The sequence below is a fragment of the Streptococcus henryi DSM 19005 genome (assembly GCF_000376985.1).
Classification (GTDB): domain Bacteria; phylum Bacillota; class Bacilli; order Lactobacillales; family Streptococcaceae; genus Streptococcus; species Streptococcus henryi.
In genome coordinates this window covers 13575-29346 of the sequence record NZ_AQYA01000035.1, presented here as the reverse complement: position 1 = coordinate 29346, position 15772 = coordinate 13575, and the positions used below count along the sequence as shown (strand labels likewise).

The window sequence follows — 15772 nt, the reverse complement described above, 5'->3', positions numbered from 1 at the left end:
GCAAAAATAGGAATCCACGGCTGGATTCCTGTTTTTTATTTATGACTAAGTTTTTGAGTGAGGAAGTCTCCTAAGAATTGAATGATAAAGATAATGATAAGAATTAAGAGAGTGGCTAGGATTGTCACATCTGTATTTGATCTTTGATAACCATAATTGATAGCGATTGTTCCCAAGCCACCACTCCCAATGGCACCTGCCATAGCAGTCTCACCAACCAAGGAAATCAAGGTTACTGTTGAGACACGGATAAGGTCCGGAAGACCTTCGCTAAGGTAAACCTTAATAATATCCCAAAGAGTTGCTCCTGAAGCTTGCGCAGCCTCGATAACACCGCGATCAAGCTCTGCCAAGACAACTTGTACCTGACGAGCATAGAAAGGGAATGTAGCTGCAGCTAAGGGAACAAGGGCAGCAGTACGACCGAGATTGGTCCCCACAATCCAATAGGTCACTGGTGCAATCAAGGCAAGTAAGATAATGAAAGGAATGGCACGGAAAATCGAAGTCACCTTATCCAAAATCTGGAAAACAGCCTTATTTTCAATGACGCCATCAGGCCCAGTCAAGACCAGAAAAAGTCCCATAACCAAACCAAGAAAACCACCAATTAAGAAGGCAATAATAGTCATATAAAGGGTAGCATAGATTGCGTCTGGCCAAGAATTTGTCCCCTCCATCCCGATTTTATAAATATTTGGAAAATTTGTTTGAATCCACTCACTCATTTAGGCACCTCTTTTCAATACTGTCAAAGCAATGTCAGCAGACTTAATCGCTTCTTGGGCTGCTTCTAAAGCAGGCCTATTTCCTGACAAGACGACAATCATTTCACCAACTGGAACATTGTCTAAAATTTCAATATTTCCATAAAGGATGTTGGCACTAACTTCAAAACGTTTGTAAATATCATTAAGGATTGGCTCATCAGTTGTATGACCAGCGTATTTCAATTGAACTAAGACACTATCTGCTGCTAAATTTTGGACAATGTCTTGCTTCTCAATCTTAACCATAGCTTCATCAATACCCGTGGCAGTCTTAATGAATTCTTGTGTCAAAGGTTCTTTTGGATTTGAGAAAATATCTAATACAGAGCCCTCTTCAATCAAATGACCATTTTGCATAACAGCAACACGGTGACAGATATCTTTAACAATCTGCATTTCATGTGTAATCATAACTACAGTTAGGCCCAATTTCTGATTCAAATCTTGCAAGAGCGCCAAAATTTGCTTGGTTGTTTTAGGGTCCAAGGCTGAAGTTGACTCATCTGAAATTAAGATTTCTGGGTCATTAGCGAGTGCACGCGCAATAGCCACACGTTGCTTTTGACCTCCAGAAAGTTGTGCTGGATAGTTATCCGCACGGTCAGCAAGACCCACCAATTCTAAAAGATCTTCAACTTTTTTAGCTTTTTCTTCTTTAGTTAAATCAGAATGGCGCAAAGCAAAGGCCACATTTTGACGGGCAGTTTTTTGTGCCATGAGGTTAAAGTGCTGGAAAATCATTCCAATTTTTTGACGTTTTTGGCGAAGAGCTGCGCCCTGCAACTGAACCTTACCGTCCGCAAAAGTAACATCATTACCAATGGTAATCTTACCTGCACTTGGCACCTGCAAGAGATTAATAACACGGACCAAGGTAGACTTACCTGCTCCGGAATAACCTACAATACCGTAAATATCTCCCTTTTCAATTTCAATAGAAACATCTTTAACTGCTTCAATCACACGTTTCTTTTGATGGAAAGTGATATCAATATGCTCTAAATTAATAATTGTTTCACTCATAAGTCTTAATTAACTCCTCAATCATTTCAATATGGGTATAGTAATCTGCCAACTTCACATTTTCATCTCCGCCATGGTCTCGACTGTTAGGATTTCCAATACCAAAGGCCACAATAGGGACTTCCAAAGCCTCAAAAACTTGATGCATTGGTCCTGTACCAGCTGTAGTTGGCAAAACAGAAACTCCATTTGGCGAGAATTTTTGAGCAAGCTCGATAAGCTTGAGAATAGCTGGCGCAGTCATATCACTTCTATATGCCTTCTCACCAAGTGTGTAAACCACTTTAACATGCTCATAGCCATTGAGATGCAATTGCTTCTGAATTTTCTCCAGAACATCCTCTGGATCCATACCAGGCACCAGACGAACTTCCATCTTAGCTGATGCTTCTGCCGGTAAAATTGTTTTAACGCCCTGCCCTTGATAACCTGTAGTAAAACCTTCAACAGTAAGTGCTGGTTCAAAGAAGAGGCGTTTTAACAGATTTTCCTGATTAGCAGCCAAGAAAGGTAACTGGAGTCCATAAACAGCCTCTAAGGATTCCTGATTAAGATTAGCATGTTTTCTAACAAGCGACAGCTCACGCTCTGTAGGTGCTACTAGATCATCATAGATCCCCTCAACCAAGATGCGTCCTTGTTCATCACGAAGACTAGCGACAGCATTGAGTAAGTACCAAGAAGCAGAATCAATAACAGCACCAAACTTTGAGTGAATATCTACATCAGCTGATTGGACAGATAAATCAAAAGTAACAATTCCCTTGGTACCGCCAGAAAGTTCCATCTGTCCTTGCTCATTAAAAATACCCTGCTCCCAAACCAGAACTTCAGCACCACGTAAGTTTTGGGCATACTTGTCTAGATACTTTTCAAAGTCAACTGAAGCCGATTCTTCAGCTCCCTCAATGATAAAAATAACATTAACTGGCAGAGAGCCAACTTCTTCTAAATACTTGACCACCCCTGTCAGGCGGGCTGTAATGTGCCCCTTATCGTCATCAACACCTCGGCCATACATATAGCCATTTCTAACATCTAATGTGAAGGGCTCCGCCGTCCAAGGCTGATCAGCATCTGCAGGCTGAACATCGTAGTGGTTATAAAAAATCAAACTCTTAGCATCAGGATTTGAACTTTTAAAAGTAGCCATAACAAAAGGTGCCGCAAAACTTTCATCTCTGATGACTTCCGCTCCAGCTGACTGGAATAATTTTTCCAGATAGAGTGAAGCCTCATCTAAACCTGTTTGCTGGGCAAAAATACTTCTAATAGCAACTAATTCTTTTAAAACATTAAAATAATGTTGTGCTATCCTATCCTTTTGAAATTTTTCTAGTTGAACTTGATCACTTGTCATCTTTTCACCTTCTAATAACACAAAATTGACGTGCTCCTCACACGTCATTTTGCTTAATTGTCAAACCCTCTTCTGCTATCAAAATCCAACACTTATATTTCAGTGTTCTTTCATTCAAAGAGTTTCAAACTAGCCTGTTTCAGTTGCATTTATTCAATTCTAAAATAGATTCGTTTTGCAACACTAGTTTAGTCTTGGACTTTTGCACCTTCCCAAGCTGGGATATCAACACCATTAGAAGCATCTTGAATAACTTTAGCTACTTCATCTGTTTGATATACTTTAATCAAAGTCTTGATTGCATCAGATTTAGCTGATGTTTCCCAGTCTTTTTGAGCAGCAATGATATTTACCCATTGGTCTGAGTTATCATCAACTGCTTCTTTAAAGAGTGTTGTGTCATAATTAACATTAGCAGATTGTGCGTAAGAATTGTTGATAACAGCGGCGTCAACAGAAGTAAGTGTTGATGCTGTTTGTTCAGCACTAATTTCAGTTACATCAAGATTTTTTGGATTTGAAGAGATATTTTTGATAGTTGCTAATTCATTACCTGAAACATCCAATTTAAGCAATCCTGCTGATTGAAGAAGGTAAAGAGCACGGCTTTCATTCGAAGCATCGTTAGGAACAGAAATTTTTGCTCCATCTGGAATATCCTTCACATCAGTGTATTTAGCATCGCCATTTTCCTCAGTTCCTGAGAAAAGACGAATTGGGCTTAGAAGAGTATCTGCTGCTTCGACAACAGTCCCTTTATTCTCATCATTCCAGTTACTCAAGAAATATTTATGTTGGAAAGCATTGACATCAATCTCACCATTTTGAAGCGCTGCATTTGGCTGTGTATAGTCTGTAAATTCAACCAATTCAAGTGTTACACCTTCTTCTTTAGCTAACTCAGTAACTTTATCCCAAAGTGGCTCAGTAGCATCATCCAGGGTCATGATTCCAACCTTAAGAGTATTATTATCTGAAGCTGCTGAATCTGATTTTGATCCACATGCTGCTAAAACAAATGTTGAAACTAGGGCAAGTCCTGCCAAACCAAGTACTTTTTTCAATTTCATAATATTTTCCTCTTTTTCATTTTAACTGATACTATTGTAGCCTATTTAATTAGTGCTTTCAAATTGTTTATAATTGTAGAAATGTATAGTTTAAAACTATAACTAAATAGGATGTTGTTATAATTTTTGGATGATTCTGACAATTTTTCTATAAGAAAAAGGAAGTGGGTCAGAAATCAGTCATTCAGAGAATTTGACTTCTTATCCCACCCCCGCACATTTCAAAAGGTCTGGGAACCTCTTTATCTTGTCAGACTAGTTACCAGGAACTACCAAATCTTCAGCAGTTGGGATGTAATTAGCACTTCCAAGGAATTCTTCAGCCAATTTCGCAATTGTTCCATCTTCATATAGTTCTTTGATTCGACCGTTAACAAACTCTTGCAAGTCTGTTTGGTCACCACCAAATAAGAAGTAAATGTATGGTTGCTCTGATGCTTCTAAGTCAATAGTCTTTAGGTTATCAAGACCTTGGTTTTTAATGATAGCATTAACAGTTGGAGCATCGAAAATCTTGAAATCTGCTTTACCTTCGCTAAGGTTAGTCAACGTTTGTGTAATGTTTTCACTTGTAAATTTCAATTCAACAGGTTTTTCAGCTGTTTCGTTGTATTTTTCCAATTGAGCTACAGAAGTTGTTCCTTGAACAACTTGAGTTGAATGTCCGCCAATTTCATCATATGATGTGATGTCACTGTCATTTCGAACAACAAGAACTGATGGCGTTGCACCTGTTGGGTAAGAATAAAGGTACTTAGCTGCGCGTTCTTCAGTATAGCTAATGTTAACTCCAGCCATTTGGTACTTATCTGAATCAAGACCTGTGAAGATTGATGACCATTCTGTTTTCTTGAAAGATACATCGTATTTGTCTGAACCTTCAAAGACTGCTTTAGCAACTTCGATATCAAAACCTGTCAACTCACCATCTTCTTGGTAAGCAAATGGAGCTGTTGCACCAGAAGTTGCAAAAACAACTTCTTTCTTCTCTGAAGCTGCATCTGCAGATTCATTTTTTGTATTAGAAGAGCATGCTGCCAAGACCGCTACCGAAGCAATAGCCAAGCCAGAAAGCCCAATAATTTTTTTCAATTTCATTTATATTCTCCTTCAATTTAGGTGGTGATAATATGATAACATCTTTACCTAGTCTTAACAAATATTTAAAACTTATCACGGCGATAAGAAATTTTTATCACAGGCTATAAGGGTGAGTTATAAGTTTCCTCTAAAGTTTTTTTCTTCAAAAATAAAAAGGTGCATCTTCTCAGATGCCCTATTCATTACAATTGATGAACTAAATAGTTAAAGATTGATTGGCTATTACGACTTTCTAGCAGCAATTCTGGGTGCCATTGGATTCCAAGTAAGGGAGCTCCATTTTTGCTTTCATATGCCTCAATAGTGCCATCACGTGGATCACGGGCTGTAGCCACAAGACTTGGTGCCAAGACTTTGACACTCTGACGGTGGATGGAATTAATACGGCTGCCTGATTTCACCAAGCGACTAACCCTACTGTGAGGCTTAACTTCAACCTCATGAGCTGTCCCTTGGAATTCGTTTTGCCAGTGGTCTTCAACATTCTGATTCAAAGTACCACCCAAGGCAACATTAAGCAATTGCATCCCACGGCAGACGGCAAAAATCGCTTTACCTTGTTTAAGCGCCTCATTAACCAAGGCTAACTCAAATTCGTCTCTTTCAAGGCTATAATCATCGCATTCTACCGTCTTTTCCTCACCATAAAAACGAGGATCAACATTTTGCCCACCTGATAGGATGAGCTTATCAATCATATCCACATAAACCTTAGCCAAGTCAGGTGTTCCAGTAGGAATAACGATAGGCACGCCTCCAGCTTCCTTGACACCCTCTGATAATTGTCGTGAGACCGCATCATATTCAAGCCCGGACATAGCTGGCATTTCCTTAATATTTCCTGTAATTCCAACGATAACTGACTTCATTTTCCGTCCTCACTTTCACCTAGACTTTTTTGATAGTACTATTTTACCCCAAAAACCTTAGATTGACCAATAGATATTTTTTATCACTTGGATAGGTCCTATCTATATCCCTATTTTTGAAAATAGCAGAGCTGATTTCACATGGCCAAATCTCTACTAAAACCCATGTTAACTCTGCATTTTCAGCATTACCAATCCTTCAAACTAGCTCCTATCTATTAACTTTCGAAGATTCTAAACGCTGTTGCAAAATTCTGCAGAGCTTTTCCAAATGACTGACCTGATGAAGCTGATGAATACCATAGCCAATATGATAGGGAGAGGTCACAAATCTCGGTGTCACCTGGCAACAAATAGCTTCCGAAAACTGATAAAAGAAGATATTGTAAGAGTCGCAGCTTCCACCAGCAAAATCAGTCAAAATATAATCGGTAATAAATTGAACCCCGTCTGCCAGTTGACTTAATTTGTCAAAACCTGAGACCTTGACCGTAAACTCAGTATAGTCAACCAAAGGTCTGGTAGAAACAAGGATTTCAGCTTGATCCGATCCTTCTGAACTAACTGAAATTCCTGTAAAGTCTGATAAAGCTAATTCTTCATGACCATCTATGTCCTCTAAGCCCACAATCTGTAAATGTGGATGACGCAGGCTCCCTCCGGATTTTGGTCCAAAGTTACAATACATAATAACACTGCGATAATTACTTTGATCTTGCAAGCTCTGCCATTTTTCAAAAGCATAAGCGAACAGTTGATGGTTTTTGTTCGCCGAGTAGTTTGAAATATCACCTAGGTGCTGGCTGGATTCGATAATCAGGGTCTGGTAGGTGCCCTCTAGAGTAGGAAACTTGTTCTCCACCCAAATCATGTCATCCTGCTGGTCCAGAATCTTCCCCAGATTATCCTGAACACAAAAGGGACAAGCATCACTATTATTTGGCTTCTGATTAGCAATTTTAGGGTTAAAAAAGAGTTGTCTTTGATACATGTTCCTATTATACTGCCTGTAAAAAATATGTCAATGTGTTCCACACTTTATAGAAAAAGCCCAGCCAAAGCTGAGCTCAAATATTTCTGAAAAGATTAAAATTAGTTGATTGCTGCAAGAAGTGCTTCTGCTTGTTTGTCAAGTTGAGCAAGAACGTCTTCAGTTGCTACAAATTTACCGTCAGCCCATGCTGAATCGTTAACTTTTGCAAAAGTCAATTCGTCAACAAAGTTTGTGCGGATGAATGGCATCAAGTTACGGTATGCTTCTGCAACTTGCTCGTGTCCACCGTTTGCCAAAACTGAAACTGTAGAAACTTTATCTTGAAGTGCTGAAGCACCTGTTGTATCTGAAAGATCAAGAGCGCGTGACAACCAGTCAAGCAAGTTTTTAACTGAACCTGGGATAGCAAAGTTGTAAGCTGGTGAGAAGATCCAGATAGCATCTGCAGCAACTACTGCATCACGAACTGCTTGAACTGCAGGAAGAACTGGAGTTTCAAGATCTTGTGAGAAAACTGGAACATCTTTCCAGTTAAGGTAAGTTACGTTTGCTTTACCTTCAAGAGCTTTTTCAGCATTTGCTGCCAATTGGTGGTTGAATGAACCTTCACGAAGTGATCCAGCGATAAATAGAATGTTTTTCATTTCTTTTTCCTCTTCTTTTTTAAAGATTTTTTTGAAAGTGTCTAAGATTGACATCTTGAGCCCCTTAATTAGTTACTAGTTAGTAACTTTTATTACTATGTAGTTATTATATACTAGGATTTTCGATTTGTAAACTGATTTGCTCAAAATATTATTATTTTTTTAAAGTTTATTTAGTTCTACTATTTGAAAGCATTTCTTAAACGAAAAACACCCTATTTCTAGAGCGTTTAAACATTTTTAAATTTTTTTAAAAGTTCAATAAGGGTTTCTTGTTCAGACTCAGTTAACACAGAGAAAGTTTCTTCAACAGCCGCAATGTGCTTAGGTAAAGCTTTCTTTATCAAAGACTTTCCTTCTTCTGTCAAGCTAACCAAATAGGCACGTTTGTCAGTTGGACAAGTCACACGCGTCACCCAGCCTTTTTTTTCCATATTTTTAATAACAACCGTCATGTTACCTGAGGTTGCTAACATACTTTCAATCAATTCACCGATTGTCAGTTCCCCTTTGGCGTAAAGAACATCAAGAACACCAAACTGAGTAGTTGTTAATCCAAATTCTTTAAAAGGTTCTGAAACCTTAGCATCAATTGTTCTAAAAGCTTTTCTCATCACAACCATAGATTTGACTGCAGCATTTTTAAATCTCGTCATATCTTCTCCTTTCCATAACATTCCTTTATTATTTTAACACTAGTTAGTGTTTTTCACAAATAGCAGAGCTTATAAAATATGATAAAAAAAGCAGCCCTGGGTTGAGAACTGCTTCTATTCTTTATCTGACAATGGAGTATTTTTCTCAGAATCTTACTTATTTGAGTCTGAGCACACCTTTCGAAACATAAACATTGAGATGCTCCTCATCTTCATTTGAGATAAGGACAATTTTCATTTTTTGCTTGGTAAGGGGTAAACGTAAACTTTTCTTAATTGTAGATGTCACGTCGCTTCCTCCAGCACTAAAAATAACATTATTTACAAATGTATCAACTTCTTTAACAGAGATACTTGAACGACTAATAGTCTCTTTCAATCGGTGTCTTAACTGATTTAATTCCACAAAATAAACCTTTTCTAATCATAATATTTAAAGTATGCCTTTTCTAAATAGAACTACATATCTAACTCTCCATTATTAGATAGCTTCAATCGAAATTGCGGAGTTCTCACATTTTAGAAAAAATCATCAAATAGGCTGAGTTGGTTATCTTCTGGCATATTGCCCAAGATTCCCATTTCATCCATTTTTTCAACTAATGTTGCAGAGAGGCCACCACGTTTGCGGAGCTCCATCTTGGATAAGAATTCTCCATCTTCACGTGCCTTGACCAATTGCTTAGCAACGTTTTCTCCCAAACCTTCAAGGGCCACAAAAGGTGGGACAAGAGTATCGCCTTCAATTTTAAATTCAAGTGCGTTACTATTATAAAGGTCCAGCTTACCAAATTTAAAGCCACGCTCAAGCATTTCATTGACAATTTCAAGGGTAGTGAAAAGATCATTTTCAACGTTAGTGGCTTCGTTGCGCTGCCTTTTTTCCTTAATATCCTCCATCCGAGCCTTAACTGCATCAAGACCAGCACTCATGGTTTTCAGTTCAAAGGCCTTGGCCCTGATAGAGAAATAAGCACAGTAGTACATGATTGGGTGATGAACCTTAAAGTAGGCCACGCGCAAGGCCATAAGCACATAAGCTGCCGCATGGGCTTTAGGGAACATGTACTTGATTTTCCCACAAGACTCGATATACCAATCAGGTACATTGTTGTCCCTCATAGCAGCAATATAGCCATTGCGTTCTTCCTCAGAAATCTTAAGCCAGAGCCCCTTACGCACACGTTCCATGATGGTAAAGGCCATTTTAGGTTCAAGACCCGCGTGCATGAGGTAAACCATGATATCGTCACGACAGCCGATAACAGTTTTTAGGGTGGCAATTCCCTCTTTAATCAAGTCTTGGGCATTCCCCAACCAAACGTCTGTTCCGTGCGAGAGTCCGGATAACTGCAAAAGCTCCGCAAAGGTAGTCGGATGAGTCTCATCAACCATTCCGCGAACAAAATTAGTCCCAAACTCAGGAATTCCCAGCATACCAGTAGGCGTTCCAATCTGTTCAGGAGTTACACCAAGAACCTCGGTACCTGAGAAAAGGGCCATGACATCAGGGTCATCTGCTGGAATATCCTGAGGATCAATTCCAGATAAATCCTGAAGTTTACGAATCATGGTCGGATCATCATGCCCCAGAACATCAAGTTTAAGCACGTTCTCATCAATATCGTGGAAGTTAAAGTGAGTGGTTTGCCATTCTGCCGTGTTATCATCAGCAGGGTATTGGACAGGTGTGAAATCATAAACATCCATATAGTTTGGAATAACAACAATACCACCCGGGTGCTGACCAGTTGTCCTTTTTACTCCAGCTGCACCAGTCGCTAAACGTTCCACTTCCGCTTCTGGATAGAACTTACCATAATCACGTTCATAGCCCTTAACGAAACCAAAGGCCGTTTTTTCAGCAACCGTACCTACTGTACCTGCACGGAAAGCATATTGCTCACCAAAAATGTCACGAACATCCAAGTGGGCTGAGGGTTGGTCGTCTCCAGAGAAGTTCAAGTCAATATCAGGCACCTTGTCCCCATCAAAACCAAGGAAGGTTTCAAAAGGAATATCTTGTCCATCTTTAGTATAACGGCTACCACATTCAGGACAGTCTTTATTAGGAAGATCATAACCTGATCCGACTGACCCATCTGTGATAAATTCGCTGTGCTGACAGTTTGGACAGACATAGTGAGGCGACAGAGGGTTAACCTCGGTAATCCCAATCATGGTGGCTACGAAACTTGAACCGACAGATCCACGAGAACCTACCAAGTAACCACGCGCATTGGAACGATGTACCAGCATCTGAGAAGCCAGATAAATCACAGCAAACCCATTCCCCAAAATAGAGGTCAACTCTTTCTCAATCCGCAAGTCAACAATATCTGGAAGAGGATTGCCATAAATTTCAAAGGCCTTCTGATAGGTCATCTCAGCAACCTGCTCCTCTGCCTTATCAATAAATGGCGTGTAAAGGTCTCCCTTAACCACTTCCACCTCTTCAAAACGCTGGGCAAAATCTTGTGTATTAGTAACCACAATCTCATAAGCCAAATCCTTACCAAGGAAGGCAAATTCGTCCAACATTTCATTAGTTGTACGGAAGTGAGCCTTAGGAAGGGGAGCAGGCTGGGCACCTTCCCCACGACCAATAGTACGGTTAATCATAGCCCCCTGACCCAGACTGCGGACAATAATTTCGCGATAAATCTCTTGCTCAGGCTCCAAATAGTGAACATTCCCAGTCGCAAGCACCGGCATATCAAGCTTACGTCCAACTTGAATCAAATCACGAATGACCTGCTCAATCCCCTCTTGATCCTTGATGGTTCCTTGGGCCAATAGCGGAGCGTAAATAGCAGGCGGCATAACTTCGATGAAATCATAGTACTTAGCCACTTCGACGGCAGCATCGACACCGGACGAAAGCACAGCATCAAAAACTTCACCCTCATCGCAGGCAGTTCCCAGAAGCAAACCTTCACGGTGTTGGTCTAGGACCGTTCTAGGAATACGAGCCACCCCTTCAAAATACTTGACATTAGATAGACTAACTAATTTGAAGATGTTTTTTAGCCCAACCTGATTTTGAACATAGATGGTGGCATGCTTAACACGAGCTTTCTTGTATGAATCCTCAGCCACCAACTTCGTATTGAGCTCACTCATATTGGTCAAGTCGCGATTCTCACGCGCCTCTTTCAAGAAAATGAAGAGCAAGCGACCAGTTGCTTCCGCATCGTAGTTGGCCATATGGTGGTGCTCCAAGGCCACTTGGAATCGTTTGGTCAGAGGACCCAAACCATGACGCTTATACTCTGGATAAAGATTACGAGCAAATTCAAGGGTATCGATGACAGGTTGTGTAATACGAGGTAAACCATGACGCTCATAATTGGCATTCATAAAGCCAACGTCAAAGGTAGCATTATGGGCAACCAGAACCGTGTCCTTACAGAAATCCTGAAACTCCTGCAAAACCTGCAAAATAGGCTTAGAACCCTTGACATGGTTATCTGTAATCCCTGTCAATTCCGTTGTAAAGGCAGACAGAGGGTGACCAGGATCAATGAACTCATCAAATTGTTCAATAATGTTACCTTTGTACATTTTTGAAGCCGCAATCTGAATCAAATCATTATTAACCGCAGACAAACCTGTGGTTTCCACGTCAAAAACCACATAGGTCGCTTCATTAAGCTCCATATCCACAGGATTATAGGCGATTGGAACCTTATCTTCAACGATATTGGCTTCCAAACCAAAGATAGCTTTAATGCCCTTCTTACGAGCTGCATGATAACCATGCGGGAAACTCTGCACATTGCCATGGTCAGTAATGGCCACAGCAGAATGTCCCCACTTGGCAGCTGTCGCAATCAAATCTTCAACTGTAGGCAAGGCATCCATGGTAGACATATTGGTGTGAGCATGGAACTCAACACGCTTCTGTCTCTCAGGCATAAGGTCCTTGCGTTCATGATGAACAATTTCCTTAACATCCTGAACATTCATGGTCAAGGCCTTGGTCCATTGGTTATTTTCAATATTTCCACGAACACGCAACCATGCTCCCTTGGCAATCATGTCATACTTTTTGAGATCATCATCATCCTTAGCCCATTTTTGCATGGCAAAGCTGGATGTGTAGTCGGTCATTTTAAAATTAATAATGTGGCGGCCAGTACGAGTTGTCTTGCGTTCTATACTAAAGACCATACCCTCAAAAACAATACGGTTTTCCTCATTTGTGACATCAACCATAGGGGTAATTTCAGCTTTGTCAAAACCAGCTTGGCGCTGCTTGGCTCTTTCTTTGAAGTCAAACTGGGGCTGAGGCGCAGCTTTTTCCTCGGCTGGTGGCATAGAAGCCTCCAAGGACTTAACCGCCTCACGGTTTTCCTGCACCGCTTTTTCCACCAAAGCCTCACGGGAAGTGGTAAATTCAGACTTGAGCTCCTCAGTCATGACCTCATCCGACACCATATCAAAAGAAACCTTGCCAAAACCAAAGAGCTGGAACTGGTGCTCCAAGTTAGGCAGGTGATTGATACGGAAATGGTCGTTATTGACAAAGGCTGGCGCAGAAATCAGAATCTTTTGACCATCATAGGACACACTGAGGTTAGCAAAACTACTCTTAAAGCTGGCGCTGTTGCAAAGTGGCTGACTAAAAGCTTCGCGGTAGTAAACAGAAATAAGATCCTCAGAAAAATCTACCTTTTCAGCTACTATATCAAAAGTAGCCTTAATATCAGCCTTTTCAAAGGTATTGACCAAACGAGTCTGCAATTCTTGATAGATTTCTAGAGGCAAAATCTCTGGAAAAGAAAAATGAAACTCCCAATGACGTGACACAGCATGGACCTTAACCTCAATAATATCGGCAGTCGAAAAGGCACTTGAAGTCTTAATTTCAAGCGGCATTTCTATCTGATCCATGAGTTTATTGAATAAGTCTGACATTAATTTAATTACCTCTTTTTGCAAGCTTAAATTAACTGATTAATCAACTAAAATCAGCCTAATAGCAACATTTTATTTTTCGCAGAGTACGACTATCATTTTACCATATTTTAGACTATTTTTCGATATTCTCTAAAGAAAAAAACCTCACCCTAAGGCAAGGCCAATAGTCCGACAAAATTACTCTTCTTCCTCTGTAAAATCGTCTTCTTCTTCATCTTCTTCGTTGATTTCAACATCTTCATCCAAGTCATCATCTGGAATAATCTCACTTAATTCTGAGTCGTAAGATTCCACTTCAGATTTCTCATCATCTGGATCTTCTTCATCATATTCCAATTCCTCTTCTTTATGGTCGAAATCTTCATCTTCTGGATCATCATCACGGTAATCAATAGCATCTTCATCACCATCCATGAAGGCATTAACACGTTTATTTTTACGTTTTGGTGCACCTTCTTCTTCATCTTCAAGAGTAATGATTTCCTCATCGATTTCATCAATAGCATACCATGAACGAAGACCCCATTTATTTTCACCAAGTGGGATGAAACTTCCGTCAGTGTTCAAATCTGAATAGAAAAATGGCAGAGCTTCACGGATAGCAGCGTCAGATTTTTCAAGGTAAGTTTGAATTTCATTCACAAGATCGCTAAAATACATTTCATGATCGCGGCCACGCTCTTCTAAGATAGCACGAGCAACCTCAATCATGGAAAGTTCACTTTTTTCTTGTCCAGCAAATACTTCTAATTCCAAGGCAATTCTCCTTATTATATTTGGATGAGCTAAAAAGCCACAATAATCCAATTGTCTATAAATATCGTTCCTTATTATTTTACGCTAAAAAGAGCAATTCGTCAAAGGATTTATCAGAGTTTTCCCAAAAGATACAAAAAGTCAAGGAATCCTAAGACTCCTTGACTCCTTTAATCTCAATTTTTAACTGAAATAGATGATTATTTTACTTTAGCTGAGCTTGTAATCACTTCAACTGCTTTCTTCATAGCAATATCATGTTTAAGCATATCAGCAGAAAGAAGTGCACGAACTTGTTCAACTTCCATGTTGTATTCAGTTGCAAGATCTGTGATTTCTTTTTCGATTTCTTCATCACTTGCTTCAAATCCTTCAGCAGCTGCGATAGCTTCGATAACAAGGTTAGTTTTCACACGTTTGTCAGCATCTGCTTCGTATTGTGCGTGAAGGTCTTCTTCAGTTGTACCTGTCAATTGGAAGTACATTTCTGGTGAGATCCCTTGACGTTGCATGTTGCTCATGAATTCGTTCATAGCACGATGAACTTCGTCATGTACCATTTCTGATGGCAATTCAACGATTTCAGCGTTTGCAACAGCCAATTCAAGCGCAGCACCTTCAACAGCGTCGTCAAATGCAATTTCTTTAGCTGCTTCAAGTTCTTTACGGTATTTAGCTTTCAACTCATCAAGTGTTTCAACTTCTTCGTCGATGTCTTTTGCCAATTCATCGTCAAGAGCTGGAACTTCTTTAGTTTTAACTTCATGAACAGTAGTAACGAAGAGTGCTGCTTTACCAGCAAGATCTTCAGCTTGGTAATCTTCTGGGAAAGTAACGTTTACTTCTACAGTTTCACCAGCTTTTGAACCAACCAATTGGTCTTCAAATCCTGGGATAAATTGACCTGAACCAAGTTCAAGTGAGAAGTTATCACCTTTACCACCGTCAAATTCAACACCATCAACTGAACCAACGAAGTCAATAACAACTGTATCACCTTCAGCAGCTGCATCTTCTTTGATAACCAATTCAGCAAGGTTGTTGCGTTCGCGTTCAACTTTAGCATCAACTTCTTCGTCAGTCACTTCTTTAGAAGCTTCTACAGTTACTTCAAGTTCTTTGTAGTCACCAAGTTTAACTTCAGGTTTAGTTACAACTTCTGCAGTCAATTTCCAATCTTGTCCTTTTTCCATTGAAACAACATCAATTTTTGGTTGTGCAACAACATCAAGACCAAGTTCAGCAACAGCTGCTTCGTAAACTGATGGCAAGATTGCATTCAAAGCATCTTCGTAAAGTGCTTCTTCACCAAATTTTTGGTTAAATACGGCACGTGGCATATGTCCTTTACGGAAACCTGGTGCGTTCAATTCTTTTTTAATTTTATTAAATGCTTTGTCAAGAGCTGGTTTGATTTTATCTTGACCAATTGTAAATGTAATCACGCCACGGTTAGTAGCAGTGTTTTCAAATGATGTAGACATTTAGTCATTTCTCCTTAAAAATTTTGTATACAGCTTAGTTTATCATATTTCACGGGCTTTTTAAAGTTTTTTGTGCAAAATATTATCAATTTTGAGAGCCTTATCATATCTAGCGTCACATT

13 protein-coding genes are annotated in these 15772 nt (G+C 39.7%); all 13 read right to left on the bottom strand.

Going from position 1 to position 15772, the window contains the following annotated elements; translation table 11 throughout:
• Nucleotides 1-35 precede the first annotated feature (35 nt).
• The 13 genes from F601_RS0107965 to tig all read right to left on the bottom strand — a co-directional run bounded on the left by F601_RS0107965 (nt 36) and on the right by tig (nt 15650).
• The gene (locus tag F601_RS0107965; RefSeq protein WP_018165148.1) at nt 36-728 is read right to left on the bottom strand and encodes a methionine ABC transporter permease; all 693 of its coding nucleotides are present in this window, start codon (nt 726-728) and stop codon (nt 36-38) included.
• Nucleotides 729-1793 (bottom strand): methionine ABC transporter ATP-binding protein, encoded by a 1065-nt coding sequence (locus F601_RS0107960; RefSeq protein ID WP_018165147.1) that lies wholly within the window; start codon nt 1791-1793, stop codon nt 729-731.
• A complete protein-coding gene (locus tag F601_RS0107955) occupies nt 1786-3153 on the bottom strand; it encodes a M20/M25/M40 family metallo-hydrolase (RefSeq protein WP_026183159.1) in 1368 nt (455 codons plus the stop codon). The genes F601_RS0107960 and F601_RS0107955 overlap by 8 nt, the downstream gene beginning before the upstream one ends.
• 188 nt (nt 3154-3341) lie before the next feature.
• Nucleotides 3342-4223: a MetQ/NlpA family ABC transporter substrate-binding protein gene (locus tag F601_RS0107950; protein WP_018165145.1), complete on the bottom strand. Its 882-nt coding sequence runs from the start codon at nt 4221-4223 to the stop codon at nt 3342-3344.
• A 255-nt stretch (nt 4224-4478) separates the two neighbouring features.
• Nucleotides 4479-5321, bottom strand: a complete 843-nt coding sequence (locus tag F601_RS0107945) for an amino acid ABC transporter substrate-binding protein (protein ID WP_018165144.1) — start codon at nt 5319-5321, stop codon at nt 4479-4481.
• Between the two features lie 185 nt (nt 5322-5506).
• Nucleotides 5507-6193: a gamma-glutamyl-gamma-aminobutyrate hydrolase family protein gene (locus F601_RS0107940; RefSeq protein WP_018165143.1), complete on the bottom strand. Its 687-nt coding sequence runs from the start codon at nt 6191-6193 to the stop codon at nt 5507-5509.
• A gap of 211 nt (nt 6194-6404) precedes the next feature.
• Nucleotides 6405-7184 (bottom strand): DUF4931 domain-containing protein, encoded by a 780-nt coding sequence (locus F601_RS0107935; protein ID WP_018165142.1) that lies wholly within the window; start codon nt 7182-7184, stop codon nt 6405-6407.
• 101 nt (nt 7185-7285) lie between these two features.
• Nucleotides 7286-7885 (bottom strand): NADPH-dependent FMN reductase, encoded by a 600-nt coding sequence (locus F601_RS0107930; protein WP_018165141.1) that lies wholly within the window; start codon nt 7883-7885, stop codon nt 7286-7288.
• Nucleotides 7886-8061: 176 nt separating this feature from the next.
• Nucleotides 8062-8487, bottom strand: a complete 426-nt coding sequence (locus F601_RS0107925; RefSeq protein ID WP_018165140.1) for a MarR family winged helix-turn-helix transcriptional regulator — start codon at nt 8485-8487, stop codon at nt 8062-8064.
• A gap of 157 nt (nt 8488-8644) precedes the next feature.
• Complete coding sequence (locus F601_RS0107920; protein ID WP_018165139.1) at nt 8645-8893, bottom strand: hypothetical protein; 249 nt, start codon at nt 8891-8893, stop codon at nt 8645-8647.
• 113 nt (nt 8894-9006) lie between these two features.
• Entirely contained in the window at nt 9007-13407 is a 4401-nt protein-coding gene (locus F601_RS0107915) for a PolC-type DNA polymerase III (protein WP_018165138.1), read from the bottom strand.
• 180 nt (nt 13408-13587) lie between these two features.
• Nucleotides 13588-14166: a DNA-directed RNA polymerase subunit delta gene (rpoE, locus tag F601_RS0107910; RefSeq protein ID WP_018165137.1), complete on the bottom strand. Its 579-nt coding sequence runs from the start codon at nt 14164-14166 to the stop codon at nt 13588-13590.
• A gap of 200 nt (nt 14167-14366) precedes the next feature.
• Nucleotides 14367-15650 carry a trigger factor gene (gene tig / locus F601_RS0107905; protein WP_018165136.1) on the bottom strand — a complete coding sequence of 428 codons (1284 nt, stop codon included), beginning with the start codon at nt 15648-15650 and terminating at the stop codon, nt 14367-14369.
• Between the last annotated feature and the right edge of the window lie 122 nt (nt 15651-15772).

Excerpts from the sequence above, each read along its gene's own strand:
- F601_RS0107950 (WP_018165145.1), bottom strand. The coding sequence starts at position 4,223 with ATGAAATTGAAAAAAGTACTTGGTTTGGCAGGACTTGCCCTAGTTTCA.
- F601_RS0107945 (WP_018165144.1), bottom strand. The coding sequence starts at position 5,321 with ATGAAATTGAAAAAAATTATTGGGCTTTCTGGCTTGGCTATTGCTTCG.
- F601_RS0107960 (WP_018165147.1), bottom strand. The coding sequence starts at position 1,793 with ATGAGTGAAACAATTATTAATTTAGAGCATATTGATATCACTTTCCAT.
- F601_RS0107915 (WP_018165138.1), bottom strand. The coding sequence starts at position 13,407 with ATGTCAGACTTATTCAATAAACTCATGGATCAGATAGAAATGCCGCTT.
- F601_RS0107965 (WP_018165148.1), bottom strand. The coding sequence starts at position 728 with ATGAGTGAGTGGATTCAAACAAATTTTCCAAATATTTATAAAATCGGG.
- F601_RS0107940 (WP_018165143.1), bottom strand. The coding sequence starts at position 6,193 with ATGAAGTCAGTTATCGTTGGAATTACAGGAAATATTAAGGAAATGCCA.
- F601_RS0107935 (WP_018165142.1), bottom strand. The coding sequence starts at position 7,184 with ATGTATCAAAGACAACTCTTTTTTAACCCTAAAATTGCTAATCAGAAG.
- F601_RS0107925 (WP_018165140.1), bottom strand. The coding sequence starts at position 8,487 with ATGACGAGATTTAAAAATGCTGCAGTCAAATCTATGGTTGTGATGAGA.
- tig (WP_018165136.1), bottom strand. The coding sequence starts at position 15,650 with ATGTCTACATCATTTGAAAACACTGCTACTAACCGTGGCGTGATTACA.
- F601_RS0107930 (WP_018165141.1), bottom strand. The coding sequence starts at position 7,885 with ATGTCAATCTTAGACACTTTCAAAAAAATCTTTAAAAAAGAAGAGGAA.
- F601_RS0107955 (WP_026183159.1), bottom strand. The coding sequence starts at position 3,153 with ATGACAAGTGATCAAGTTCAACTAGAAAAATTTCAAAAGGATAGGATA.